Origin of the sequence: Kitasatospora sp. NPDC005748 (assembly GCF_040630735.1) — a bacterium.
Lineage (GTDB): Bacteria > Actinomycetota > Actinomycetes > Streptomycetales > Streptomycetaceae > Kitasatospora.
In genome coordinates this window covers 60744-83905 of sequence record NZ_JBEXYD010000033.1, presented here as the reverse complement: position 1 = coordinate 83905, position 23162 = coordinate 60744, and the positions used below count along the sequence as shown (strand labels likewise).

The following is a 23162-nucleotide window of genomic DNA, read 5'->3' as shown; positions in this document are numbered from 1 at the left end:
GTGGGACGGCTCACCGAGGGCGACTGGGTGGTCGACCACGAAGTCGCCCACGGCCTGTCCGACGAACCGGTCCGCGTCCTGGTGGCCTACCGGGTTCGCGAAGGCCTCATCGACCGCGTCGAGTTCCTCGGCTGAGCCCGCGCACCCTGCTCGCCCCGCCCTGCTCGCCCGCCCTCACCCGTCACCCCGCCGACAGCAGGGCGGTGAGCACCTCCTCCGGGTCAGGACCGTGCACCGTCAGCGCCTCCGCGCGGACGGCGGCGAGGTCCAGGGCGTCCAGCACGGCCTTCACCGTGACGATCGAGTTGTCGCCGGGTATGGACAGCGCCAGCGCCTCCTCGTCCGGCGCCGCGTAGTCGAAGAGCGCTGCGGCCGCCCGGAGTTCGGCCCGGCCGGCGAAGCTCAGCCGCAGGTGACTACCCGGGACGAATCGCTTCAGCTCGGCCGCCGTGCCCTCGGCCACGATCCGGCCGCCGTTGAGCACGGCCGTCCGGTCGGCGACCCGGTCCGCCTCCTCCAGGTGCCGCGTGGTGAGCAGGACGGTGAGGCCGTGCTCGGTGGCGAGGCCCCGGACCGCCTCCCCCAGCGCCCGCCGGCCCGCCGCGTCGAGGCCGGCGGTCGGCTCGTCGAGCAGGACGACCCGAGGCTCCCCGACCAGCGCCATCGCCAGATCCAGCGTGCGCAGCACGCCGACCGGGAGACCGGCGGCCGCTCCGCTCGCCACCTCGCTCAGCTCGAAGCGCCGCAGCAGCTCCGCGACCCTCCTGCGCCCCTCCCGACGACCCAGGTGGCGGAGGTCCGCCATCAGGAGCAGGTTCTCCTCGGCGGTGAGCAGCTTGTCCACTGCCGAGAGCTGGCCGACGACACCGATCGCCCGCCGGACCTCACCCGCGCCCCGAGCCCTGCCCCCTCGCAGGGCCCGGCCCGCTTGCAGGACCCTGCCCGCCCGCTGCACCAGCTCGTGCCCGGCCACCCGCACCACCCCGCCGTCGGCCGGGACGAGCGTGGAGAGGATCCGCACGACGGTGCTCTTCCCGGCTCCCCTCGCCCCGAGGAGTGCGAACACCGTGCCCTCGGGGACCGTCAGGTCGATGCCGTCCAGCACCACTCTCCCCCCGTAGGACTTGGTCAGTCCGGCCACGGAGACCGCCGCCGTGATCGGGGCGGCGGGGACCGGCCTCAGGGTCATGGCTCACGCCTCCTTCGCTACCGGGTACGCCGGGCCGTGGCCGGGTGGTCAGGAACGCCGGATCACGATGTCACCGAGCTGCGTCCGCCCCCGGATCTCGACCCGCTCCGTCGCCTCGCCGGGGCCCGCCGCGGCGCCGAGCGAGTTGCGGAGGCTACCGAGCTTGGTGTGGACGTCGAGCCAGGCGGCCGTGCCCTCGCGGATGCCGACCTCCAGCTCGCCGATGGCGCTCTGCAGGACGACCCGCCCGCGGACCACCTCACCGATCCGGATGGCGCCCTGGGCCGTCTTGATGTCCACGTCCCCGAGGGCCGCGCCGACCTGGATCTGGCCGTTGGAGGAGTTGACCTTGAGGTCCCCGCCGGCCTCGCCGATCACCGTCTCGCCGTTGAGGTTCTTCACCGTCACCGTGCCCGCCACGGTGCCGATCTCGACCCGGCCGGAGCCGTTGACCTCGGCGTCCCCGTCGGCCCGCCGCAGCCGGACGTCCCCGTGGTCCGTCCGCAGGTGGACGGAGTCCGCGTGCTCGACCTGGATCCGGCCGACCGACGTCCGCACCCGGCAGTCGCCCAGCAGCCCCTCGCAGAGGAAGTCCCCCATCGGCGCGTTGCCGTGGACCTCCGAGCCGGCCGGCAGCTCGACGGTGACATCGACCGAGCCCGCCCGCCCGAAGAGCGAGCGCTTCTTCGGGCCCTTCACCACCAGGGCGCCGCCCGCGTAACTGATCCTGGTCTGCTCCGCGGCCTTGACGTCCGCCTCGACCGCCGGGTCCGCCGGCCGGACCTCGACCACGGTGTCCGTGCGCTTGCCCGCGGCGATCCGGACGGACGCGATGTCGAACTCGATGGTGGCGCTGATCGGGCCGGGAGTGTCGAAAGAAGGCATGGCTGTCCCGTTCTCTTGGCTCTGATGGATGAACCCGCCGGTCGGACGGGGTGGAAGGAGAAGGAGTGGGAAGCGCGGAACCTAGTGGACCCAGCCGGTGAACCCCTGCCCGGTCGGTGACACCGTCCGCCCGACGGCCCGGACGGGCTCGCCCGGCTCCAGGGCGGCGGCGACGGCGCGCACCAGCCAGGCGTTGGCCGAGAGTCCCTCCTGACCGGCCGCCTCCTCGACCCTGGTCTTGAGGTGGGCGGGCAGGCGGAAGTTGATCCGGGCGGTGTTGCCGTCCTCCCCCTCCGGCCCCGCCGGTGCCACCGGCGGCGCCACCGGCGCCGGTGACCGCTCACCGGCCTCGTGGAACACCTCCGGCGACGGTGGCGCCATCACCACGAACTCCGGATCCAGCCCCCGGAGCCGGACATCCACCGAGCCGGGCGCGAGATCACGGGTGACCTCGCCCATCGCGGCGGAGAGGGCGTTGAGAAGGGTGAGCCGCACGGCCGACTCCAGCGGAAGAGTCAGGCGCTCGGCCAGGGCACGGGCTTCGTCTCCGCCCGCGCTCGCTGCGACCGCGAGCTCGTTCCGGAGGTTGTCGACGTACGGCGAGAGGTCCATGACCCAAGGATGGCACACCGGTGGCGCCACACCAAGCCCTTTTGGCGCCACAACCCGAAAGAGTGGCGCCACGCGCCGCCGCGGGGCCCGCCGCCGGACGCACCGCGGGCCGGTACCGTCCAGGACGGCACCGGCCCGCAGGCATTCCCGGGGAAGGTCAGACCGTGCCCCACCCGGCCAGGTGGGCGTCGATCTCGCCGACGATCCGGGCCTTGCCGGCCGGGTCCAGGAAGGACGCCTCGACCGCGTTGCGCGCCAGCGCGGCGACGCCCGCCTCGTCCAGGTCCAGCAGCCGGGCCGCGACCGCGTACTCGGTGTTGAGGTCGGTGCCGAACATCGGCGGGTCGTCGCTGTTGACGGTGACCAGCAGGCCCGCGTCGACCATCTGCCGGATCGGGTGCTCCTCGATCCGCTCGACCGCGCGGGTCGCGATGTTCGAGGTCGGGCAGACCTCCAGGGCGATCCGGTGCTCGCCGAGGTGGTCCATCAGGGCCGGGTCCCGCACGGCCTGGGTGCCGTGGCCGATGCGCTCGGCGCCGAGCAGCCGCAGGGCGTCCCAGACCGTCTCGGGGCCGGTGGTCTCGCCCGCGTGCGGGACGCTGCGCAGACCGACCGCCCGCGCCCGGTCGAAGTACGGCTTGAACTGCGGGCGCGGCACGCCGATCTCCGGGCCGCCGAGGCCGAAGCTGACCAGGCCCTCGGGGGCGAGGTCGACGGCGAGCCGGGCGGTCTCCTCGGCGGCGGCCAGACCGGCCTCGCCGGGGATGTCGAAGCACCAACGGAGCACGACGCCGAGGTCCTTCTCGGCCCGCACCCGGGCGTCCTCGATGGCCTCCATGAAGGCGATGTCGGGGATGCCCCGGCTGACCGAGGAGTACGGCGTGATGGTCAGCTCCGCGTACCGGATGTTCTGCCGGGCCATGTCCTCGGCGACGCCGTAGGTCAGCGCGCGGACGTCCTCGGCGTCGCGGATCAGGTCGACGACGCTGAGGTAGACCTCGATGAAGTGGGCGAAGTCGGTGAAGGTGAAGTACTCGGCGAGGGCGGCCGGGTCGACCGGCACCTTCGACCGGCCGCGGTGGCGCGCGGCCAGCTCGGCGACCACCCGCGGCGAGGCCGAGCCCACGTGGTGGACGTGCAGCTCCGCCTTGGGCATCCCGGCGATGAACGCCTCGATGCCCCGGTTCGCGGTGGGGTTTCCGATCCGACTTCCGTCCGGCTGGACCACGGTGGTGCCCTTCTTCTCTACGCGCGTATCAAGCTGTGTCCGCAAGGATAAGCACAGGTGGCTCACCCCCCGAGGGCAACCGCCACGGTGTGGATGAGCAGTCCCGCCAGCGCTCCGACCACGGTCCCGTTGATCCGGATGAACTGCAGGTCACGGCCGACGTTGGCCTCGATCTTGCGGGACGCGTCGTCCGCGTCCCAGCCGGCCACGGTCTCGGAGATCAGCGAGGTGATCTCCGCACGGTAGGTGTCGACGAGGTACTGGGCGGCGTCCTGGAGCCAGCCGTCCACCTTGGCCTGGAGCTTCGGCTCGGTCGCCAGGCGCGCGCCGAAGTCACGCACGCCGTCACGGATGCGCCGGCGCAGCTCGCTGTCCTCGTCCTCGGCCGCGGTCAGCACCAGGGCGCGGACGGCGGCCCAGGTGGAGGCGATGAGCTCCTGCACCTCGGGGCGGACCAGCAGGTCGGCCTTGGCCCGCTCGACCCGGGCGATGGTCTCCCGGTCGCTCTGCAGTTCGGTGGCGAAGTCGGCGAGGAAGTTGTCGACGGCGCCGCGCGCGGCGTGGTGCGGGTCGTCCCGGATGTCGGTGACGAACCGCATCAGCTCCTTGTAGACCCGCTCGCCGACCTGGTGGTCGAGGAACCTCGGCGTCCAGCCCGGGGTCTTCTGGGTGACCCGCTGGACCACCTCCTCGTGGTTCTCGGTCAGCCAGTCGTGCACCCGGACGGCGATCAGGTCGACCACGCCGTGGTGGCCGCCGTCGGCGACCACCCTGCCGAGCATCCGGCCCATCGGCTCGGCGACCGAGGTGGCGGCGGCCCGCCTGGTCACCGCCTCGCCGACGACCGCCTGGACGTCGTCGTCGCGCAGCACCGCGAGGACGCCGCGCAGCGCGGCCGACGCCTCCTTGGTGACCCGCTCGGCGCTGCCGGGCGCGGCCAGCCACTCCCCCAGCCGGCGGGCGATGCCGAGCGCGGCGAGCCGGCCGCGCACCACCTGGCCGGAGAGGAAGTTGTCGCCGACGAAGTCGCCGAGCGACTTGCCGAAGGCGTCCTTCTTGGTCGGGATGATCGCGGTGTGCGGGATCGGCAGGCCGAACGGACGGCGGAAGAGCGCGGTCACCGCGAACCAGTCGGCGAGCGCGCCGACCATGCCCGCCTCGGCGGCGGCGGCCAGGTAGCCCGCCCAGGCGCCGGCACCGGCCGCCTTCGCCCAGGTGGCCAGGGCGAAGACCAGGGTCGCGAAGGCCAGCAGGCCGGTCGCGATGGTCTTCATCCGGCGGACGCCGCGTCTCTTCTCCTCGTCGGCCGCGGTGAACCGGACCCCGGGCCCGGTCCCGCTGAAGGCATCGTCACTCACCCCGCCAGTCTGCCCGTTGCCGGCGCGTGCGGAGGGCGCGCCCCACAAAGACGCGCCCCCGCGATGGGAACGCCGTGCGCCCGGCCCGGCCACCGGACCGGACGCACGCCCGCCGCGCCGGGGCCGGTCAGCCGATCGCGACCTCCGCGTACATCCGGGCGATCACGTCCTCGATGGCCGGCTCGCGGACCGACAGGTCGACCATCGGGTACCGGTCGGCGACCGCGGCGACGATCGGGGCGGCGCTCTGCTGGGCCGGGAAGGCCAGCCACTGCCGCGGCCCGTCGACCTTCACCACCCGGGCGCCGGGCACCTCGATCGGCGGCCGCGCCTCGGCGAGGTCGACGACCAGGGTCCGCTCGCTGTCGCCCGCCGCGTGCAGCCCCTCCAGGCCGCCGTCGTAGACGACCCGGCCGTGGTCGATCACCATGACCCGGCCGCAGAGCTGCTCGATGTCGGTGAGGTCGTGGGTGGTGAGCAGCACGGTGGTGCCCTCGTCGCGGTTGACCTCGCGCAGGAAGTCGCGCACCCGGCCCTTGCTCACCACGTCCAGCCCGATGGTGGGCTCGTCCAGGTAGAGCACCTGCGGGTCGTGCAGCAGCGCCGCCGCCAGGTCCCCGCGCATCCGCTGGCCGAGCGAGAGCTGGCGCACCGGGGTGTCCAGCAGGGCGCCGAGGTCGAGCAGTTCGACGCAGCGCCGGAGGTTGGCCCGATATCGGTGCTCGGGGATGCGGTAGATCCGGCGGGCCAGCTCGTAGGAGTCCCGGAGCGGGAGGTCCCACCAGAGCGTGGTGCGCTGCCCGAAGACGACGCCGATCCGGCGGGCCAGCGCGACGCGCTCCCGGGCCGGGTCGACGCCGGCGACGCGCAGCCGGCCGCCGGAGGGCACCAGGATGCCGGTGAGCATCTTGATGGTGGTGGACTTGCCCGCCCCGTTCGGGCCGATGTAGCCGACGCATTCGCCGGCCTCCACCGTGAAGCTCAGCCCGTCCACCGCGCGGACCTCGCGCTTCTCGCGCTTCAGCCGGCCGGCCTTGGCGCGGACGGTGAAGGTGCGGCGGACGTCGTCGAGTTCGATCAGTGCCATGGGAGTCCTGCTTTCGAAGGGGGTTCGGGGCCGGGTCAGCTGCCGGTGCCGCGGTAGGCCCGCAGTCCGGCGCGCCAGGCCAGTCCGGCCGCCACCAGTGCGAGGACGGCGGCGATCGGCGAGGCGTACTGGAAGGCGGTCGGCAGGCCGAGCGGGTCGGGCCGGTCGAGGATCCGCAGCGCGGGCAGCCAGTTGACGAATGCCAGCGGGACGCCGAACACGGTGCCCGCCACCAGCTCCTTGGCGAAGACGGTCGGCGGGTAGTGCAGCACGGTGGCGCCGCCGTAGGTGAAGGCGTTCTGGATCTCCTTGGCCTCGCCCCACCAGAACTGGAGGGTGGCGAAGCCCACGAACACCGCGGCGAAGATCGCCGTGCCGCAGACCAGCAGGGACGGGACGAGCAGCACCCGGTCCCAGGTCCAGTCGACGTCCAGGGCGGCCAGCGACCAGGCCAGCACCCCGACCGCCTGCACCGGCCGGCCGATCCGGCGCAGCGAGAAGCGCTCGGCGCAGACCTGGGCCAGCGCCGGGGCGGGCCGGATCAGCATGGTGTCCAGCGTGCCCGCCCGGATCCGCTGGCCCAGGCCGTCGACGCTGCCGACCAGCAGGTTGGCCATGCCGAGCGCGAAGCCCGAGGTGCCGTAGAGGAAGCCGAGCTCGGGCAGCGTCCAGCCGCCGAGCCGGTCGGTGTGCCGGAACATCAGGATCACTACGACGAAGTCGAGGAAGGTGATCACCAGGTTGGCGACGAGCATCAGCACGAAGGACGCCCGGTAGGACATCGTCGCCCTGGTCCACATCGCGGCGGTGAGCCACCAGGCGCGCAGCGCCCAGCGGGTCCGGGCGAGCAGGCCCCGCTCGGTCGGGAGCGGACCGGTGGAGAGCGGGTCGTTCGGGAGCGGGTCGTTCGGGAGCGGGCCGTTCGGGAGCGGGTCGTTCGGGAGCAGGTCGTTCGGGAGCGGGCCGCCTCCGGCGGGCGGGGCCGCGGCGCGGGCGAGGGCCGGCTCAGCCACCCTGGACCACCACCTTGCGGGTAGCGAGCAGCTGGACGCCCCGGCCGAGGAGGACCAGCCCGAGGCCCCAGAAGAGTTGGAAGCCGAGCGCACCGAGCAGCGCGGCCCCGGTCGAGCGCTCCAGGAAGACGTCGGTCGGCACCTGGATCAGCGCGGCCCACGGCAGCACCGGCGCGATCTCGCCGAGCAGGCCGGGGAAGAGCGCCAGCGGCAGCAGCATCCCGGAGAAGAACATCGACACCACCAGCATCACCGAGCGCACCCCCTCCGAGTCGTGCAGCCAGAAGCCGGTGAGCGAGACGAGGAAGCGCAGCCCGAAGCTGACCACCACCGCGAGCAGCACCGACAGCAGGAAGTACAGCCAGGTCAGCGGGTGTTCGGGCAGCCGGACCCGGAAGACCAGCGCCCCCGCCAGCATCGGCAGGGTGCCGCGGGCGAGCAGGTGGTAGCCGGCCCGGCCGAGGTCGGTGGCCAGCCACCAGCCCTGGAAGTCCACCGGGCGGTAGAGGTCGATGGCGATGTCGCCGCTGCGGAACCGGTCCTGGACGTCGTCCTGGAAGCCGCCGCCCCAGACCGCGACGGTGACCAGCAGCGCCTGGCTGACCCAGATGTAGGTGACGGCGGCGCTCTGGTCGTAGCCGCCGAGGCCGGGCCGGGCCTGCCAGAGGGCGACGAAGGTGTAGGCGAGGATGAAGCCGAAGACGGTGTTGGTGAAGGCCCCGGCGAGGGTGGCGGCCCGGTAGGTGGCGTAGCGGCGGAAGGCTCCGCGGGCGATGGCGAGGTAGAGCGCCACCGCGGCGCCCGGACCGCCGGCGGCGCCCGCGGGATGTGGAGCACCACGGGGATCGGGATCGGGAGGGTGTCGGAACCGCGACTCGGCGGGAAGAGCGTTCGACATATTGTCTCCTTGTCGACAAATAGGAGCGGGCAGGTGTCCCGGGGACACCGGCGCACGCGGACCGGCCCCGGCCGGCCCCACCCGGGGGGGGTGCCGGGTCAGGCGGGCGGAGCTGCCCGAACTGGGTGCGCTATGTGGTTCGCACCTTTCACCGTACCTCCGGCGATCTTCCCGCGCACCCGGTTATTCCAACGCCTGATCACGGGTCAAATAGCACATAATCGCGGCATGACCTTGAGGGCAGACCACAGCACCCGGCGCAGCGCCAGACGGGCCGCCCGCCGCGAAGCCCGCCGCGCCAAGCCGCTGTGGCGCCGGCTCCTGCCCACCTGGCGGGTCACCCTCGGCGCGCTCACCGCGACCCTGCTGCTCGCCGTCGGCTCCTTCGCCGTGCTCTACCTCATCGTCCCCGTGCCCGACGCCAACGCCCACGCCGTCGCCCAGAACAACATCTACCTCTACGCCGACGGCACCACCGAGATCGCCCGCACCGGCGCCGTGAACCGCACCGACGTCACGATCGACCAGATCCCGCTCGACACCCGGCACGCCGTCGTCTCCGCCGAGGACCGCACCTTCTACCGCAACGGCGGCATCGACCTGAAGGGCATGGTCCGGGCCGGCTGGAACACCCTCACCGGACGCGGCACCCAGGGCGGCTCCACCATCACCCAGCAGTACGTCAAGAACTACTACCTGACGCAGGACCAGACCATCGAGCGCAAGGGCCGCGAACTCTTCATCGCGCTCAAGGTCGACCAGCAGCGCAGCAAGGACCAGATCCTCACCGGGTACCTCAACAGCAGCTACTTCGGCCGGGGCGCCTACGGCATCCAGAGCGCCGCCCACGCCTACTACGGCACCGACGTCTCCCGCCTCACCCTCCCCCAGGGCGCCTACCTCGCCGCCCTGCTCCAGGCCCCCAGCGCCTACGACGTCAAGACCGCCACCCCCGCCAACCGCGAGAAGGCCGTCGCCCGCTGGAACTACACCCTCGACGGCATGGTCCAACTCGGCTTCCTCAGCCCGGCCGACCGCGCCGCCACCACCTTCCCCGACCCGATCGACCCCCAACCCGCCACCGGGCTCAAGGGCCAGTCCGGCTACCTGGTCGGCGTCGCCGACGACTACCTCGTCTCCGCCGGCATCATCGACGCCGCCACCCTCAAGTCCGGCGGCTGGCGCATCACCACCACCTTCGACAAGCCCCGCCAGGACGCCTTCGTCCAGGCCGTCCAGCAGGAACTCACCGCCGAACTCGACCCGGTGGCCCGGCCCGCCACCGACACCGACGTCCGGGTCGCCGGCGCCTCCGTCGAACCCGCCACCGGCCGGGTCGTCGCCGTCTACGGCGGCCCCGACTACGCCAAGCAGCCCTACAACGACGTACTGCGCCAGGACAACCAGATCGGCTCCACCTTCAAGGCCTTCGACCTCGCCGCCGGCCTCACCTCCGGCCGCAGCAGCGGCGACGGCCGCCCGATCACCACCGAGACCCGCTACGACGGCACCAGCGAACGCCCCGTCACCGGCGGCCCCACCCCGTACGCCCCGCCCAACGAGGACGGCATCGACTACGGCAGCATCACCCTGCGCTACGCCATGGTGAAGTCCGTCAACTCGGTGTACGCCCAGGAGGGCGTCGACGCCGGACTCGCCCACGTCCGCGACACGGCCGTCCGGCTCGGCATCCCCGACAACGTCCCCGGCATGGACCCGGCCAACACCTCGATGACGCTCGGCACCGCCACCCCCAGCGCCCTCAACCTGGCCGGCGCCTACGCCGGCCTCGCCAACCACGGCCAGACGTACGCCCCCTGGTCGGTCGGCAAACTCGAACGCGTCAACTCCGGCGGCGCCATCGACGTCCCCAAGATGCCTGAACACGTCCCCACCAGCGCCCTCGACCGGGGCGCCGCCGACGCCGTCACCGACGTCCTGCGCGACGTCGTCAGCACCCGCGGCACCGGCGCCGCCGCCCTCGACCTCGGCCGCCCCGCCGCCGGCAAGACCGGCACCACCGACTCCAACCTCTCCGCCTGGTTCGCCGGCTTCACCCCCGAACTCGCCACCACCGTCGGCCTGTTCCGGGAGAACCCGAAGACCCACGCCAAGGAGCCGCTGTCCGGCACCGCCGGCTACGAACGGATCAACGGCGGCGCCTTCCCCACCCGGATCTGGACGGCCTACATGGCCGACGCCCTCGACGGCACCGACGTCCAGCGCTTCGACCTCCAGACCGGCCGCGGCACCACCCAGACCGGCGGGCCGACCGGCAGCGGCTCCCCCTCCCCGTCGCCGTCGCCCAGCGCCACGGCCACCGCCACCACCACCGCGCCGACGCACACCCCGACGCCGTCCGCCCCCGCCCCGCCCAGCCCCAGCAGCCGGCCCACCGAGACGGCGCCGGCGCCCAGCCCCGAGGCCCCCGCCCCGACCGGCACCCCGGAACAGCCGCCCGCGCCCACCAACCGACCCACCGCGCCGCCGCGGCCGACGCACACCCCGACCGCGCCCCCGAGCACCCCGCCCCCGGCCGACGACACCAGCACCCCGCCGACCCGCCCGGCCACCGCCCAGCCCCCCGCACCGGCCGACGGACACCCCGCCGGACAGGCCCCGTAGCACCCGGAGCCCCAGAGCCCCAGAGCCCTCCATCGGCGCCCCCAGGACCTCAGGACCTCAGGACACCAGCTCCCGCTCCAGCGGCGTCCGGAACCGCGGCGTCACCCGCACCTGGCCCAACCAGCCCGCCAACCGCGCCGCCTCCACCTCGACCGCCGCCCGCGCCTCGGCCCCGGCATCCGCCAGGAACCGCCACACCAGCTCACCGTCGGGGCGCTGCGCCCAGCCGCCGACCACCCGGCCGTACCACCAGAGCGTCGGCCCGGCGTTGCCCGCCCGGTCGAACAGCGCCGGCACGTCCTCAGGCCGCAGGTACCAGTCCCGCCCGCGCCAGCCCATCACCGTCGGATCCAGCGCCGGCAGCAGCGCCGCCCACGGCTCCGGCTCCGCCACCGGCCCGTCGTCCCCCGGCAGCACCAGGCCCGCCACCGCGCCGGCCAGCGCCACCTCCACCGCGCCGACGTCCCCCAGCGCCCTGCGGGTGTCCCCCAGCGTCCAGCCCGTCCACCACTTCACGTCCTCGACCGTCGCCGGACCGTACGCCGCCAGCCAGCGCCGGACCACCTCGGCCTTCGCCTCCCGCACCGGCACGTCCGGCCACTGCGGCACCGGCGCCCACGGATAGCTGCTGCTCAGCCACGAACCGCGCGGCCGCGAGCGCCGCACGTGCCCGTCCGAGGCCAGCAGCCGCAGCAGCCGGCTGCCCACGCTCTGCCGGGCCTCGTACGGCTTGCCCTGCGCCATCAGCATCGTCTCGCGCAACGCCGGTACGTCCTCGGCGAGTTCGGACGTCGTCGCCTCGCCCCGCACGGCCAGCGCCGCCAGCACGGCCCGCTCCGTCGCGGCCAGCCGCGGCTCGTCCCACCCCTCGGCGAACTCCCGCAGGTGCTTCACCAGCGTGGCCCGCTCCTTGACCGCGATCGCCCGCGCCGCCGCGGAGCTGACGTACGGGGCGAACTCCTCCGTCACCGCGAAGAGGGTGCGCCGCATCGACAGCAGCTTCACCAGCGAGACGTCCTCGTACAGCGCCCGCTCCACCTCCGCCGCCGAGGGCTCCGCCAGCCGCGCGCAGGCCGACAGGTAGACCGTCGCCGCGTCCGTGGCGTGCAGCCCGACGACCGCGTCCGCCACCTCCTCCACCCGCGCCGCCCGCTCGGCCCGCGCCAGCAGGTGCCGCCGCCCGACCCGGGCCCGGCGCTGGTCGTCACCGATCGAAGGCACCCCGCCCGAAGGCACACCGCTGCTCATGCCCGGACCCTACTGCCGACCCCCGACAACCGCCCGGACACGACGGTGCGGGCCGCCGCGCCCTCGGCGCGCCGACCCGCCCGGAAAGCCCTCACGGGGTGCCAGCCCGGACCCTCAGAGGTACAGCCCGGTCGAGCCCTCCGCGTCGCCGAAGCGCATCGCGGCCACCGCGTGCAGGTCACGCTCGCGCAGCAGCACGTAGGTGGCGCCGCGGACCTCGACCTCCAGCTTGTCCTCCGGGTCGTACAGCACGCGGTCACCGGGCTCCACCGAGCGGACGCTCTGGCCCACCGCGACGGCCTCGGCCCAGGTGCACCGCTTGCTGAGCTCCGCGGTGGCCGGGATGAGGATGCCGCCGGTCGAGCGGCGCTCGCCCTCGCTGCCCTCGGTCTTCACCAGGACGCGGTCGTGCAGCATCTTGATCGGCAGCTTCTCGCCCAGCCGGTCGTGGCGCGGCGGGTCCTGCTCGGGGGAGGTGGTCCGCTGGGTCGGTTCGTCGTTCGTACTCACGACCCCGAAGGTACCGCTCCGCGGCGCCCCGCGTGACCCCGGACCGGCATCCGGCGGGCCGGGTGCGGTGGCACCCGGCCCGGCAGGACCCCGCCCCTCAGCCCTTGCGGCGCTTGCGGGCCGAGGCGACCAGCAGCACCAGGCCCACGCCGACCAGCGCGGCGGGCACGATCCGCTCCTTGCGCGGCTGCCCCTTCTCGTCCACGAACTGCGCCCTGGCCTGCTCGACCAGCCCGCTGGCCGCCACGTACACCCGGCCGGCCTTCTCCTCCACGGAGGCCACGGCCTTCGCCTTGACCTGGGCCGTGATGGTGCTCGGGTGGACGCGCATGGCGAGCTCGTCCAGGGTCGCGGCCAGCTGGGTGCGGGTGCGGGTGATGTCCGCCTCGATCTGAGCCGTCGTCCGCGCCGACTTGTCCTTCGTGCTCGCCTCGCCCACTCGGGCCACCCCAATTCACTGATGTTGTCCTGTGCGACTGACCCAGTTTGTCAGCTGCCGCCCCGGCCCGCGCGGCCCCACCCACCATCGGAGGTAAGTTGACCGTGGTACGACCACCCGTCCACGCACCAGGAGAGTCCCCCGTGAGTGAGCGTCTCCAGCCCGGCGACACCGCACCCGCCTTCAGCCTGTCCGACGCCGACGGCAACCAGGTGTCCCTCGCCGGCCACCTCGGCCGGAAGGTGATCGTCTACTTCTACCCCGCCGCGCTCACCCCCGGCTGCACGAAGCAGGCCTGCGACTTCACCGACAACCTGGAGGTCTTCGCGGGCGCCGGGTACGACGTCATCGGCATCTCGCCGGACAAGCCGGAGAAGCTGGGCAAGTTCCGCGAGGCCGAGGACCTCAAGGTCACCCTGCTCTCCGACCCGGAGAAGAAGGTGCTGGAGGCCTACGGCGCGTTCGGCGAGAAGAAGCTGTACGGCAAGACCGTCACCGGTGTGATCCGCTCCACCGTGATCGTCGACGAGCACGGCAAGGTCGAGCACGCCCTGTACAACGTCAAGGCCACCGGCCACGTCGCCAAGCTGCTGCGCGACCTCAAGGTCGAGGCGGCCTGACAGCCGCCCCCGCGGGGGCGGAAACGAAGCGGTGGCGGCGCACCCCCCGACCGGGTGCACCGCCACCGCGTCTCTCACCTCAGCGAGCCACGCTCATCGGATCGACCGATCAGCAGGCCCCGAGGTCGCTCCAGACGCCCCACGAGCCACTGGCACTGGGGTCGTCGCCCTTGGTCCACCACTTGTTCTGGTAGTAGTGCCCCTTCCAGGACACCTTGGTGGTGGACGCGTAGGTGGTGCCCGCGTCCCAGCCCGGCGCGCCCGTGCAGGCCCCCGAGGTCGGGGTCGCGGTCGGGGTCACCGTGGGCGTCACGGTCGGCGTGACGGTCGGCGTCACCGTGGGCGTGACCGTCGGGGTCACGGTGGGCGTCACGGTCGGCGTGACCGTGGGCGTCACGGTCGGGGTGACCGTCGGCGTCGCGGTCGGCGTCGCGGTGCCGCCGCCCGTGCTGCCGCGGGTCAGGTCGCCCTTCAGGCCGTACAGCGTGCCGGCGACGTTGACCGTCCAGTTCGACGGCGTCGAGACCGGCAGGTAGTAGACGAAGTCCAGGTCCACCGAAGCGCCCGGCGCCAGCGACTGCCAGCCCGGCAGCTTCACCGAGACGCGGTTGTAGGTGCCCTTGAGGCCGCCCACGTTGCCCGGACCGGGGTTGTCCTGCTTGATGACGGTCAGCCCGAACCCGGACTGGTCCTTGGCGTTGCCCGGGGCCGAGTTGCTGTAGTCGAACTGGAACTCGGTCCCGCCCGGCAGGGTCAGCGTCGAGTTGTTGACGATGTGGATCTTCGGGTTGATCGGGTAGTTCGAGTCGCCCAGCGCGAAGTTGGTGAACGACACGTCGACCGGCAGGGTCTGCTGCGGCAGCGCGATCGTCGAGCGGGTCGCGTTGTACGGCGAGGCCGCCTTGAACTTGTCGTACATCAGCGAGGTCAGCGTCGAGCCGGGCACGTACTGGCCCTTGCCGCCGTTGGCCGCCGCGTCCCACTTGTAGTCGCCCGCGAGCTCCCAGATCATCGCGCCGCCGGCGCCCTGGTTGACGATGTAGTCCGCCTTGGCGGCCACCGACTGCTCGTCCTCGGTGGAGAGGAACACCTTCTTGGTGTCGTTCCACAGCCACGGCGCCACCAGGGTGGAGCTGTAGTTGCGGGTGTAGGTGCCCTGCAGGGCGGTGTCGGTCACGCCGTACTTGGAGAGGTAGTCGGGCACGATGCCCTTCTCCAGGTTCTTCGCGTGCCACATCGGGTTCGAGCCCGCCGGGGACTCCTTGCCCGCGTCGTCCTTGTCGTTCCAGATGTTGTCGATGCCGACCGCGCCGTCACCGCACGAGGTCAGCCCGGCGCCCACCGGGCAGGTGGTCGCGGACGCGGTGCCCCAGAGGCCGTTGGTCCCGCCGGTGACGTTCTTGAACCCGCGGGTGTAGTACGGCAGGCCGACGTTGATCCGGCCGCCCGGCATCGAGCCGCGGAAGTAGTGGTACGACCAGTCGGCGTTCAGGTAGCCGATGCCGCCGTACTGGCCGGTGCCGTACACGTTGGCCGCCGCCAGCTCGCCGTCCTTGCCGTCGTCGAACAGCGAGGCGTTCGGGCCGACGTACTTGTTCCAGGCGCCGTGCAGGTCGTACGACATGATGTTGACGTAGTCCAGGTACTGCGCGATCTGGAAGGTCTCCATGCCGCGCAGCAGGTAACCGGACGACGGGGCCGCGACCGAGAGCAGGTAGTGCTTGCCGTCGGCGGCGCCGGCCCGGTCCAGCTTCTCGCGCAGCGTCTTCATCAGCGCCGCGTAGCCCTTGGCCAGCGAGGCGCGCTTGCCGTTGGCGAGCTGCCAGTCCAGCGGGTTGCCCGCGTCCTTCATCGAGGTCGGGTACTCGTAGTCGACGTCGACGCCGTTGAAGCCGTACTTCTTGATGAAGTCGACCGAGGAGTTGGCGAAGGCGTCGATGCCCGCCTGGTTGACGCTGCCGTCCGGGTTGACCGTCAACGAGTAGAAGCCGCCGGAGTTGACGCGCTTGCCGTCGTCGCCGAAGTACCCGCCGGTCTCGGTCCAGCCGCCCACCGAGATCATGGTCTTGACGTTCGGGTGCTGCTTCTTGAACTTCGTCAGCAGGTTGAAGTGGCCCTTGTAGGGCAGCGACGGGTCCAGCTCGGCGCCGGGCACGCCCGGGAAGGAGATCCCGGTCGCCTCGTTCTTGTCGTTGTCGGTGCCGACCGAGATCTTGTTGTCGCTGCCGACGTGCCCGAACGCGTAGTTCAGGTGGGTGACCTTGTCCCAGGGGATGTCGCTCACCAGGTAGGGCGGGGTCCCGTCCTTGCCGGTACGCCAGCCGGTGAAGTAGCCGATGACGCGGCGCTGGTGGTCCGCGCCCATCTTCTCGCGGCCCTCGGTGTCGTAGACGCTGCAGTACGGGACGTCCACCCCGGGCGTCTGGTACATGCCGTCCGGCCGACAGGCCGCGTTGTCGACGGTGGCGGACGCCTGCGAGGGCGCCGCACCCAGCGTCGCCATCAGCAGGCCGGCCAGGCCGGCGACCGCCAGCGAGGCCATGCCCGCCCGGGCGGCCGGGTTCTTGGAATGCCGGGCAGCGGTGGGACGCCGCTCGGCCGTGCTTCGGATCAACACTCGGTCCTCCGGGAGAGAGTGTCGGCGCATGCCTGTGGGGGAGCACGCACGTGGGGGAATGCAGATTGGCGCTGAAGCTATGTGGTCTGAACCACAAAGGTCAATAGGTCTGTACCAATTGGTAATCAAATCCCCAACAACACCGGTCGAACGGCTGATACCCGTCGGTCAGCCGTCCGCATGCCGACGACTGTGCCGGGCCACCCGGACCCGCGTCCCACAGGCCGTCGAACACCACGCCCGACGCGCGTGCCGCTGCAGGAAGAACAGGATGCAGCCCGGCGCCGGACAGGCCCGCAGCAGCTCCCGCCGACCCCCCGTCAGCAACTCCACCGCCGCCTGCGCCACCCGCCCCAGCAGCACCGCCCCACGCTCCCCCGCGGCCGTCCGGCGCACCCCCCGCGCGGCCGCCCCCGGCCCCAGCTCCACCCACCCCGGCGCCGCCCGCACCGCCGCGTTCACCACCGCCACCTCCGCCGCCCCCGCCGGCTCACCCGCCACCACCGCCGTCAGCACCGCCCGCAGGGCCCCGCGCAGCTCCAGGAACGCCGCCAGCTCCGCCGGCCCCGGCGACCCGGCCGGGACGCTCGCCAGATCCAGCTCGACGGCGTGCCGGTCCACCCAGACCGCCAGGTCCGACGGCTCCACCAGAACGTCCACCAGATGCCCGCGCAGACCACCCCGCACGAAGGTGCTGTTCACCAGATCCAGCGCGAGATGCTCACCGCCGACCGGCATCTCGTCCACCGCGCCACGCTCCACCATGCCCATGCCTAACGGTAACGCCACTTGCCACCGGTTAGCCAAAGCCCGCAGACTAACGCTTACCTGCCCTCTCACGCGTTAGGAAATGCCTTCGCCATGCCCCTTTCCAGCCAAGCCCCCGCCCGACCCGCCCCCACCGCCGTCCTCACCTCCACCGCCACCGCCGTCACTGCCCTGCTCACCCTCGCCGCCCTCGGCACCCTCACCCGCCAACCCCTCCTCATCCCCCCGCTCGCCGCCTCCATGGCCCTCATCGCCGGCGCCCCCGCCCTCCCCCTCGCCCAACCCCGCAGCGTCATCGGCGGCCAACTCGTCTCCGCCCTCACCGGCTACGCCGTCCTCGCCGCCACCACCCCCGCCTACTGGTCCGCCGCCCTCGCCGGCGGCCTCGCCCTCGGCGCCATGACCCTCGCCCGCACCCCCCACTCCCCCGCGGCCGCCACCGCCGTCATCGTCACCCTCACCGCCCCCGACCCGACCCGCTTCCTCCCCCTCCTGCTCCTCGCCACCCTGCTGCTCACCGCCACCGGCCTCGCCGGCGCCCGCCTCACCCGCCGCACCTACCCGACGTACTGGTGGTGACCCCGTAACCACCCCGCCCCCCACTCGTTCGCCCCACGGGGGACGGGCGCACACAGGCCCGAAGGGGGACGACCATGCCGGTCAAGTACACCCGTGAGCTGCTGGCCTCACTCGCCGCCGAGTCGACCAGCGTGAACGACATGATGCGCAGGCTCGGCGTGCCGATGGCGGGCGGCACCCACAGCTACCTCAGCAAGCGGCTGCGGCACTACGGGATCGACACCACGCACTTCAACGAGGGCCGCCCCGACTACGGGCGCCGCCGCTACCCGCGCGAAATCCTGGCCGAAGCCGCGGCCCACAGCGACAGCATCAACGCGATGATGGTCCACCTCGGCGTCACTCCGTACGACAGCCTCTACTCGTACCTGAAGCGGCGCTTGGTCGAATTCGGCATCGACACCACCCACTTCACCTTCAGGGGCGACGGCCGTGACAGGGTCGGGGCCGTCGCCAAGGGCGCGCTGGAACACGCCGTGGCAGAGCACCGCAGCCTCCGCGGCGTGATCCTCGCCCTGGGGATGGTCGACTGCGGCAGCTCGCGGACGCTGCTGCGGGAGAGCATCGCGTTCCACCGCCTCGACACCTCCCACTTCACCGGCCGGGCCCACAACAAGGGCCGGAAGACCGGACCGCGACGCACGCCCGAGGACCTGCTCGTCCGACGCCCGCCGGGGAGTCAGCGAGTTCCGGGCGACCGCCTGCGGGCGATGCTCGTGCACATCGGGCACCCCGACGCCTGCGAGATGTGCGGCGCCCCGCCGACCTGGCTCGGACACCCCATGACCCTGGAGGTCGACCACATCAACGGCGACTGGCTCGACAACAGGCGGGACAACCTCCGCCTGCTCTGCCCCAACTGTCACTCCATCACGCCGACCTACTGCGGCCGGAACAGGAACCGGGACGCGCCGCCGGAGGCTGCCGCCGCGTAGGAGGACCCACCGCCGGAAAAGGTGCGGCCTGCTGGACGGGGAGCCGGTAGGCTGGACCTGGCATGCGCCCGTACTCCAGCTGGCTAGAGAGATACGGTTTAGGTCCGTAGTGTCGTGGGTTCGAGTCCCACCGGGCGTACCCAGCGAAACGGCCTTCTCCCCTTCGAATCGAAGGCGAGAGGGCCGTCGTCGTTCCCGCGGCTTCTCAGCCCAGCAGGTCCTTCAGGACCGGGGCCAGGGCGCGGAAGGCCTTGCCTCGGTGGCTGATGGCGTTCTTCTCCGCCGCCGTCAGTTCGGCGCAGGTGCGGGTCTCGCCCAGGGGCTCCAGGATCGGGTCGTAGCCGAAGCCGCCGTCGCCGGCCGGGGCCGTCCGCAGGGTGCCGAGGAGGCGGCCCTCGACGACGCGCTCGGTGCCGTCCGGCAGGGCCAGGGCGGCGGCGCAGAAGAAGTGGGCGCCGCGGTGCTCCGGGGCGATGTCGCCGAGCTGGGCCAGCAGCAGGTCCAGGTTGGCGCGGTCGTCGCCGTGCTTGCCGGCCCAGCGGGCGGAGAAGATGCCGGGGGCGCCGCCGAGGACGTCGACGCAGAGGCCGGAGTCGTCGGCGACCGCGGGCAGGCCGGTGGCCTGCGCGAGGGCGTGTGCTTTGAGCAGCGAGTTCTCGGCGAAGGTGACGCCGGTCTCGCGGACGTCCGGGATCTCCGGGTAGGCATCGGCGCCGACCAGTTCGACGTCGAGGCCGGCCTCGCCGAGGATGGCGCGGAGCTCGGCGACCTTGTTCTGGTTGCGGGTGGCGAGAATCAGACGGGTGGACATGAACCCACCCTAACCGGACGTCAGCCGGTGCAGACCTGGGTGAGGTTGCCGGCGGCGTCGCCGAGCGGCTTCAGGTCGGGGGCCTGCTTGTCGTTGATGGCCTGCTGGACCTTGCCGACCTGGGTGTTGAGGTCGGTGATGGCCTTGGCGACGTCGGTGTTCTTGGAGTTCTTGCCGAGGTCGTCGAGGTCGTTCTTGAGCTTCTGCAGGGCCTGGCCGGCGGCGGCCGAGTCGTTGCTGGCGTTGTTGAAGGCGGTGGTGACGTCGCTGATGTCCCCGGTGATGCGGACCGCCGTGTTGCCGCAGTCGAGCGCCTTCTGGGCGGCCGAGCAACTGACCGCGCTGAGCGGGAGGATGGCGATCAGGCCGGCCACGGCGAGGGTGGCGGGGCGGGCGATGCTCTGGGGCATCCGGTCCTCCTGGGTGCGCGGGTTCCGGAACGGAATGACGCGCCCCCGGGGGTGCGCGGTTCCCACAACGGGGTGCTGCGGGAACCGTAAGGGCTCCGGGCCCGGCCTGTACAGCGCTGGTGTCGCGGTTCGGCCACGCGCCGGAGCCCTTCGGGCACCGGTGGCGGGCTCAGCCCTCCAGGGCCTTGCGCTGGATCTCGTCCAGCTCGGCGCAGCCGAGGGTGCCGAGGTCCAGGAGCTGGTCGAGCAGGGCACGGTCGAAGGGGGCGCCCTCGGCGGTGCCCTGGACCTCGACGAAGCGGCCGTCGGAGGTGCAGACGATGTTCATGTCGGTCTCGGCGCGGACGTCCTCCTCGTAGCGGAGGTCGAGCATCGGGACGCCGTCGATGATGCCGACGCTGACGGCGCTGACGCCGCCGGTGATGGGCTGGCCCTTGGCGCGGAGGATCTTCTTCTCGCGGGCCCAGGAGACGGCGTCGGCGAGGGCGACGTAGGCGCCGGTGATGGCGGCGGTGCGGGTGCCGCCGTCGGCCTGGAGGACGTCGCAGTCGAGGACGATGGTGTTCTCGGCGAGGGCGCGGTGGTCGATGACGGCGCGCAGCGAGCGGCCGATGAGGCGGCTGATCTCGTGGGTGCGTCCGCCGATGCGGCCCTTGACGGCCTCGCGGTCGCCGCGGGTGTTGGTGGCGCGCGGGAGCATGGAGTACTCGGCGGTGACCCAGCCCTCGCCGCTGCCCTTGCGCCAGCGCGGGACGCCTTCGGTGACGCTGGCGGTGCACAGCACCTTGGTGTCGCCGTAGGAGATGAGGACGGAGCCTTCGGCGTGCTTGCTCCAGCCCCGCTCGATGGTGATGGGGCGGAGCTGGTCGGGGGTGCGGCCGTCGATGCGTGACATAGGCACCGAGCGTAGTCGGTCCGGTCGGGTGGTTCCGGCAGGGTCGGACGGGTCGTCGGTGGTGCCCGGCGGGCCCGTGGCGGGGTGCCCGAACGGTTGTGCCCGGTGCGCCGGACGGCGCCGGCCCGCCGTCCACGGGGGGCGGCGGGCCGGGTGTGCCGAGCGTGGTGGTGCCGAGCCTGGTGGGCTCAGCTCACATCATGTCCTCGATGTCGGCGGCGATCGGGTCGGCGTCGGTGCCGATGACGACCTGGATCGCGGTGCCCATCTTGACGACGCCGTGGGCGCCGGCGGCCTTCAGCGCGGCCTCGTCGACGAGGGAGGCGTCCTTCACCTCGGTACGCAGGCGGGTGATGCAGCCTTCGACCTCTTCGATGTTGTCGATGCCGCCCAGACCGGCGACGATCTTCTCAGCCTTGCTGGCCATCTGATTTCTCCCTCTGTCTCGGCCCGTCGGCTGCTCTGCCGGGTGCCGTCCTGCGCTGTGCGGGGTGCCCCGGCCGCCGGCCGGGGTCGTCGCTGTCGGTGCTGACGCGGGTTCAGCTGCCGTCGCGCTGCGCCGCAGCGCGACCAGCATCACCCGAGTTGGACCGATCTGCCACGTTAGTCCACTTTTGGCCCATTCCGGCGCGCACGGTCTGGATCTTCGTCCGAGGATGACGATCAGCGGGGCTTCTGCCCCGGTGCGCGCGGCCTGCCTCCCAAAGTGGTCTACACCAATATATGTGTACTCCGATGAACGCAGGAAGCGCCCCGGGTGTTCCTGAGCCCCGTCCGAGGGTCCCCCAGGGGGCCAGCGCTCGGCAACTGCTCTCGGAGGGCGAAGGATGAGTTCGGCAGGCGCCACAGCCCCGCGGACCACGTGGTGGCACACCTTCTACGGCGGACTCCAGAAGATGGGCCGCTCGCTCCAGCTGCCGGTCGCCGTGCTGCCGGCGGCGGGCATCCTCAACCGGCTCGGACAGCCCGACGTGTTCGGGAAGGACGGCCTCGGCTGGGACGACGTCGCCAAGGTGTTCGCGGCGGCCGGCGGCGCTCTGCTGGACTCCTCGCTCGGCCTGCCGCTGCTGTTCTGCATCGGGGTCGCGATCGGCATGGCCAAGAAGGCGGACGGCTCCACGGCACTGGCGGCCGTGGTGGGCTTCCTGGTCTTCTACGCCGTGCTGCACGCCTTCCCGGAGGACTGCAAGCTGCCGACCGTCCTGGTCGGCAACCAGTGCGTGGACTTCACCTCGGCCAAGTCGGCCGCCGCGACCTACCAGAACCCGGGCGTCCTGGGCGGCATCCTGATCGGCCTGCTGTCGGCGTGGCTCTGGGTGCGCTACCACCGCACCCGGCTGGTCGACTGGCTCGGCTTCTTCAACGGCCGCCGGCTCGTCCCGATGATCACCGCCGTGGTCGGCATGCTGCTGGCGGTGCTGGCGGTCTGGGCCTGGCCGCCGATCGGCCGCGCCTTCAACGACGTGAGCCAGTGGCTGGCCGACCTGGGCGCGGGCGGGGCCGGCATCTTCGGCGTGGCCAACCGCGTACTGCTGCTGATCGGCATGCACCAGTTGCTGAACACCTTCGTCTGGTTCCAGTTCGGCGACTTCACCAAGCCCGACGGCATGGTCGTGCACGGCGACATCCCGCGCTTCCTGGCCGGTGACCCGACGGCGGGCCAGTTCACCTCCGGTTTCTTCCCGATCATGATGTTCGCCCTGCCGGCGGCGGCGCTGGCGATGGCGCACGCGGCCAAGCCGCACCGCCGCAAGGAGATCTACGGGCTGATGCTCTCGGTCGGCCTGACGTCCTTCGTGACCGGCGTCACCGAACCGATCGAGTACTCCTTCGCCTATGTCGCGCCCGCGCTGTACGCGGTGCACGCGCTGCTGACCGGCGCCTCGATGGCGATCACCTGGGCGCTCGGGGTGCACGACGGGTTCAGCTTCTCGGCCGGCCTGATCGACTACGCGATCAACTGGAGCCTGGCCACCAAGCCCTGGCTGATCATCCCGATCGGGCTCTGCTTCGCCGTCGTGTACTACGCGCTCTTCCGGTTCATCATCGTGAAATTCAACATGAAAACACCCGGACGCGAGGACGACGACGAGGTCGAGGACGTGACCAAGGCATAAACCGAGCGTCACCGGACGCCCGCCGGAATAGGCCCTCGGACCCTTGGTCCGGGGGCCTTCGGCATATTCGCGAAAGGACGATCGTCCCGGCCGGAAAACCATTCCCGGACCGGTCCGGGAAATTCGGCGGCCGGCCCCGCCGCCGACGGGGCGCCGGGCCGGCACCCGGCGCCCGGCGGCCCGTGGCCCGGCCGGGACAGGGCCGCGGCGCCCCGGCGGCGGCCGGACGGGCGGTCTCCGGCGAAGCCGGCGACCCGGGTGGGGGGAAGATCACCGCCGCCGCGCGGCGCACCGCGCGGCAATGCGTCACCGTACTCG

General features: G+C 72.4%; 22 protein-coding genes and 1 tRNA gene. 6 read left to right on the top strand and 17 right to left on the bottom strand.

The window, feature by feature from the left end:
- Positions 1-181 precede the first annotated feature (181 nt).
- The 8 genes from ABZ495_RS23170 to ABZ495_RS23135 all read right to left on the bottom strand — a co-directional run bounded on the left by ABZ495_RS23170 (position 182) and on the right by ABZ495_RS23135 (position 8165).
- Complete coding sequence (locus ABZ495_RS23170; RefSeq protein ID WP_359837799.1) at positions 182-1189, bottom strand: ABC transporter ATP-binding protein; 1008 nt, start codon at positions 1187-1189, stop codon at positions 182-184.
- Between the two features lie 48 nt (positions 1190-1237).
- On the bottom strand, positions 1238-2074 hold the full coding sequence (locus ABZ495_RS23165) for a DUF4097 family beta strand repeat-containing protein (protein WP_329487810.1): 837 nt from the start codon (positions 2072-2074) through the stop codon (positions 1238-1240).
- Positions 2075-2155: 81 nt separating this feature from the next.
- Positions 2156-2686: a hypothetical protein gene (locus tag ABZ495_RS23160; RefSeq protein WP_359837797.1), complete on the bottom strand. Its 531-nt coding sequence runs from the start codon at positions 2684-2686 to the stop codon at positions 2156-2158.
- Between the two features lie 157 nt (positions 2687-2843).
- Positions 2844-3914, bottom strand: a complete 1071-nt coding sequence (locus tag ABZ495_RS23155) for an adenosine deaminase (RefSeq protein ID WP_359837796.1) — start codon at positions 3912-3914, stop codon at positions 2844-2846.
- A gap of 62 nt (positions 3915-3976) precedes the next feature.
- Positions 3977-5272, bottom strand: coding sequence for a DUF445 domain-containing protein (locus tag ABZ495_RS23150; protein WP_329487813.1), 1296 nt, complete (start codon positions 5270-5272; stop codon positions 3977-3979).
- 127 nt (positions 5273-5399) lie between these two features.
- The gene (locus tag ABZ495_RS23145) at positions 5400-6359 is read right to left on the bottom strand and encodes an ATP-binding cassette domain-containing protein (protein ID WP_329487814.1); all 960 of its coding nucleotides are present in this window, start codon (positions 6357-6359) and stop codon (positions 5400-5402) included.
- Positions 6360-6394: 35 nt separating this feature from the next.
- Positions 6395-7372: an ABC-2 family transporter protein gene (locus ABZ495_RS23140; RefSeq protein WP_359837794.1), complete on the bottom strand. Its 978-nt coding sequence runs from the start codon at positions 7370-7372 to the stop codon at positions 6395-6397.
- Positions 7365-8165: an ABC-2 family transporter protein gene (locus ABZ495_RS23135; RefSeq protein ID WP_359837809.1), complete on the bottom strand. Its 801-nt coding sequence runs from the start codon at positions 8163-8165 to the stop codon at positions 7365-7367. The genes ABZ495_RS23140 and ABZ495_RS23135 overlap by 8 nt, the downstream gene beginning before the upstream one ends.
- A gap of 333 nt (positions 8166-8498) precedes the next feature.
- Here ABZ495_RS23135 and ABZ495_RS23130 point away from each other — a divergent pair, with 333 nt between their 5' ends.
- Positions 8499-10895 carry a transglycosylase domain-containing protein gene (locus ABZ495_RS23130; protein ID WP_359837793.1) on the top strand — a complete coding sequence of 799 codons (2397 nt, stop codon included), beginning with the start codon at positions 8499-8501 and terminating at the stop codon, positions 10893-10895.
- 57 nt (positions 10896-10952) lie between these two features.
- On the opposite strand, the gene ABZ495_RS23125 is transcribed toward ABZ495_RS23130, so the two are convergent.
- From ABZ495_RS23125 to ABZ495_RS23115, 3 genes are all read right to left on the bottom strand, one after another.
- Positions 10953-12143 (bottom strand): winged helix DNA-binding domain-containing protein, encoded by a 1191-nt coding sequence (locus tag ABZ495_RS23125; RefSeq protein ID WP_359837791.1) that lies wholly within the window; start codon positions 12141-12143, stop codon positions 10953-10955.
- Between the two features lie 114 nt (positions 12144-12257).
- Complete coding sequence (locus ABZ495_RS23120) at positions 12258-12560, bottom strand: co-chaperone GroES (RefSeq protein ID WP_057237824.1); 303 nt, start codon at positions 12558-12560, stop codon at positions 12258-12260.
- Positions 12561-12750: 190 nt separating this feature from the next.
- A complete protein-coding gene (locus ABZ495_RS23115; protein WP_329487818.1) occupies positions 12751-13092 on the bottom strand; it encodes a DUF3618 domain-containing protein in 342 nt (113 codons plus the stop codon).
- Positions 13093-13235: 143 nt separating this feature from the next.
- Between ABZ495_RS23115 and bcp the strand changes: the two genes are divergently transcribed.
- Positions 13236-13712: a thioredoxin-dependent thiol peroxidase gene (gene bcp, locus ABZ495_RS23110; protein WP_329487819.1), complete on the top strand. Its 477-nt coding sequence runs from the start codon at positions 13236-13238 to the stop codon at positions 13710-13712.
- A 109-nt stretch (positions 13713-13821) separates the two neighbouring features.
- Here bcp and ABZ495_RS23105 read toward each other — a convergent pair whose 3' ends face one another.
- Both ABZ495_RS23105 and ABZ495_RS23100 read right to left on the bottom strand, forming a co-directional pair.
- Positions 13822-16254, bottom strand: coding sequence for a glycosyl hydrolase family 18 protein (locus tag ABZ495_RS23105; protein ID WP_359837807.1), 2433 nt, complete (start codon positions 16252-16254; stop codon positions 13822-13824).
- A gap of 243 nt (positions 16255-16497) precedes the next feature.
- The gene (locus ABZ495_RS23100) at positions 16498-17118 is read right to left on the bottom strand and encodes an ABATE domain-containing protein (protein ID WP_359837789.1); all 621 of its coding nucleotides are present in this window, start codon (positions 17116-17118) and stop codon (positions 16498-16500) included.
- Between the two features lie 72 nt (positions 17119-17190).
- On the opposite strand from ABZ495_RS23100, the gene ABZ495_RS23095 reads away from it, so the two are divergent.
- From ABZ495_RS23095 to ABZ495_RS23085, 3 genes are all read left to right on the top strand, one after another.
- Positions 17191-17676 (top strand): HPP family protein, encoded by a 486-nt coding sequence (locus ABZ495_RS23095; RefSeq protein ID WP_359837787.1) that lies wholly within the window; start codon positions 17191-17193, stop codon positions 17674-17676.
- Positions 17677-17750: 74 nt separating this feature from the next.
- On the top strand, positions 17751-18611 hold the full coding sequence (locus ABZ495_RS23090; RefSeq protein ID WP_359837785.1) for an HNH endonuclease: 861 nt from the start codon (positions 17751-17753) through the stop codon (positions 18609-18611).
- Between the two features lie 64 nt (positions 18612-18675).
- Positions 18676-18750, top strand: a tRNA-Leu gene (locus ABZ495_RS23085).
- 66 nt (positions 18751-18816) lie between these two features.
- On the opposite strand, the gene rdgB is transcribed toward ABZ495_RS23085, so the two are convergent.
- From rdgB to ABZ495_RS23065, 4 genes are all read right to left on the bottom strand, one after another.
- Entirely contained in the window at positions 18817-19422 is a 606-nt protein-coding gene (gene rdgB, locus ABZ495_RS23080) for an RdgB/HAM1 family non-canonical purine NTP pyrophosphatase (RefSeq protein ID WP_359804957.1), read from the bottom strand.
- 20 nt (positions 19423-19442) lie between these two features.
- Positions 19443-19832 carry a hypothetical protein gene (locus ABZ495_RS23075; RefSeq protein WP_329487824.1) on the bottom strand — a complete coding sequence of 130 codons (390 nt, stop codon included), beginning with the start codon at positions 19830-19832 and terminating at the stop codon, positions 19443-19445.
- Between the two features lie 169 nt (positions 19833-20001).
- Complete coding sequence (gene rph, locus ABZ495_RS23070; protein ID WP_352293183.1) at positions 20002-20727, bottom strand: ribonuclease PH; 726 nt, start codon at positions 20725-20727, stop codon at positions 20002-20004.
- A 193-nt stretch (positions 20728-20920) separates the two neighbouring features.
- On the bottom strand, positions 20921-21154 hold the full coding sequence (locus ABZ495_RS23065; protein ID WP_030060521.1) for a PTS glucose/sucrose transporter subunit IIB: 234 nt from the start codon (positions 21152-21154) through the stop codon (positions 20921-20923).
- 400 nt (positions 21155-21554) lie between these two features.
- Between ABZ495_RS23065 and ABZ495_RS23060 the strand changes: the two genes are divergently transcribed.
- Complete coding sequence (locus ABZ495_RS23060; protein ID WP_359804953.1) at positions 21555-22844, top strand: PTS transporter subunit EIIC; 1290 nt, start codon at positions 21555-21557, stop codon at positions 22842-22844.
- Positions 22845-23162: the final 318 nt, after the last annotated feature.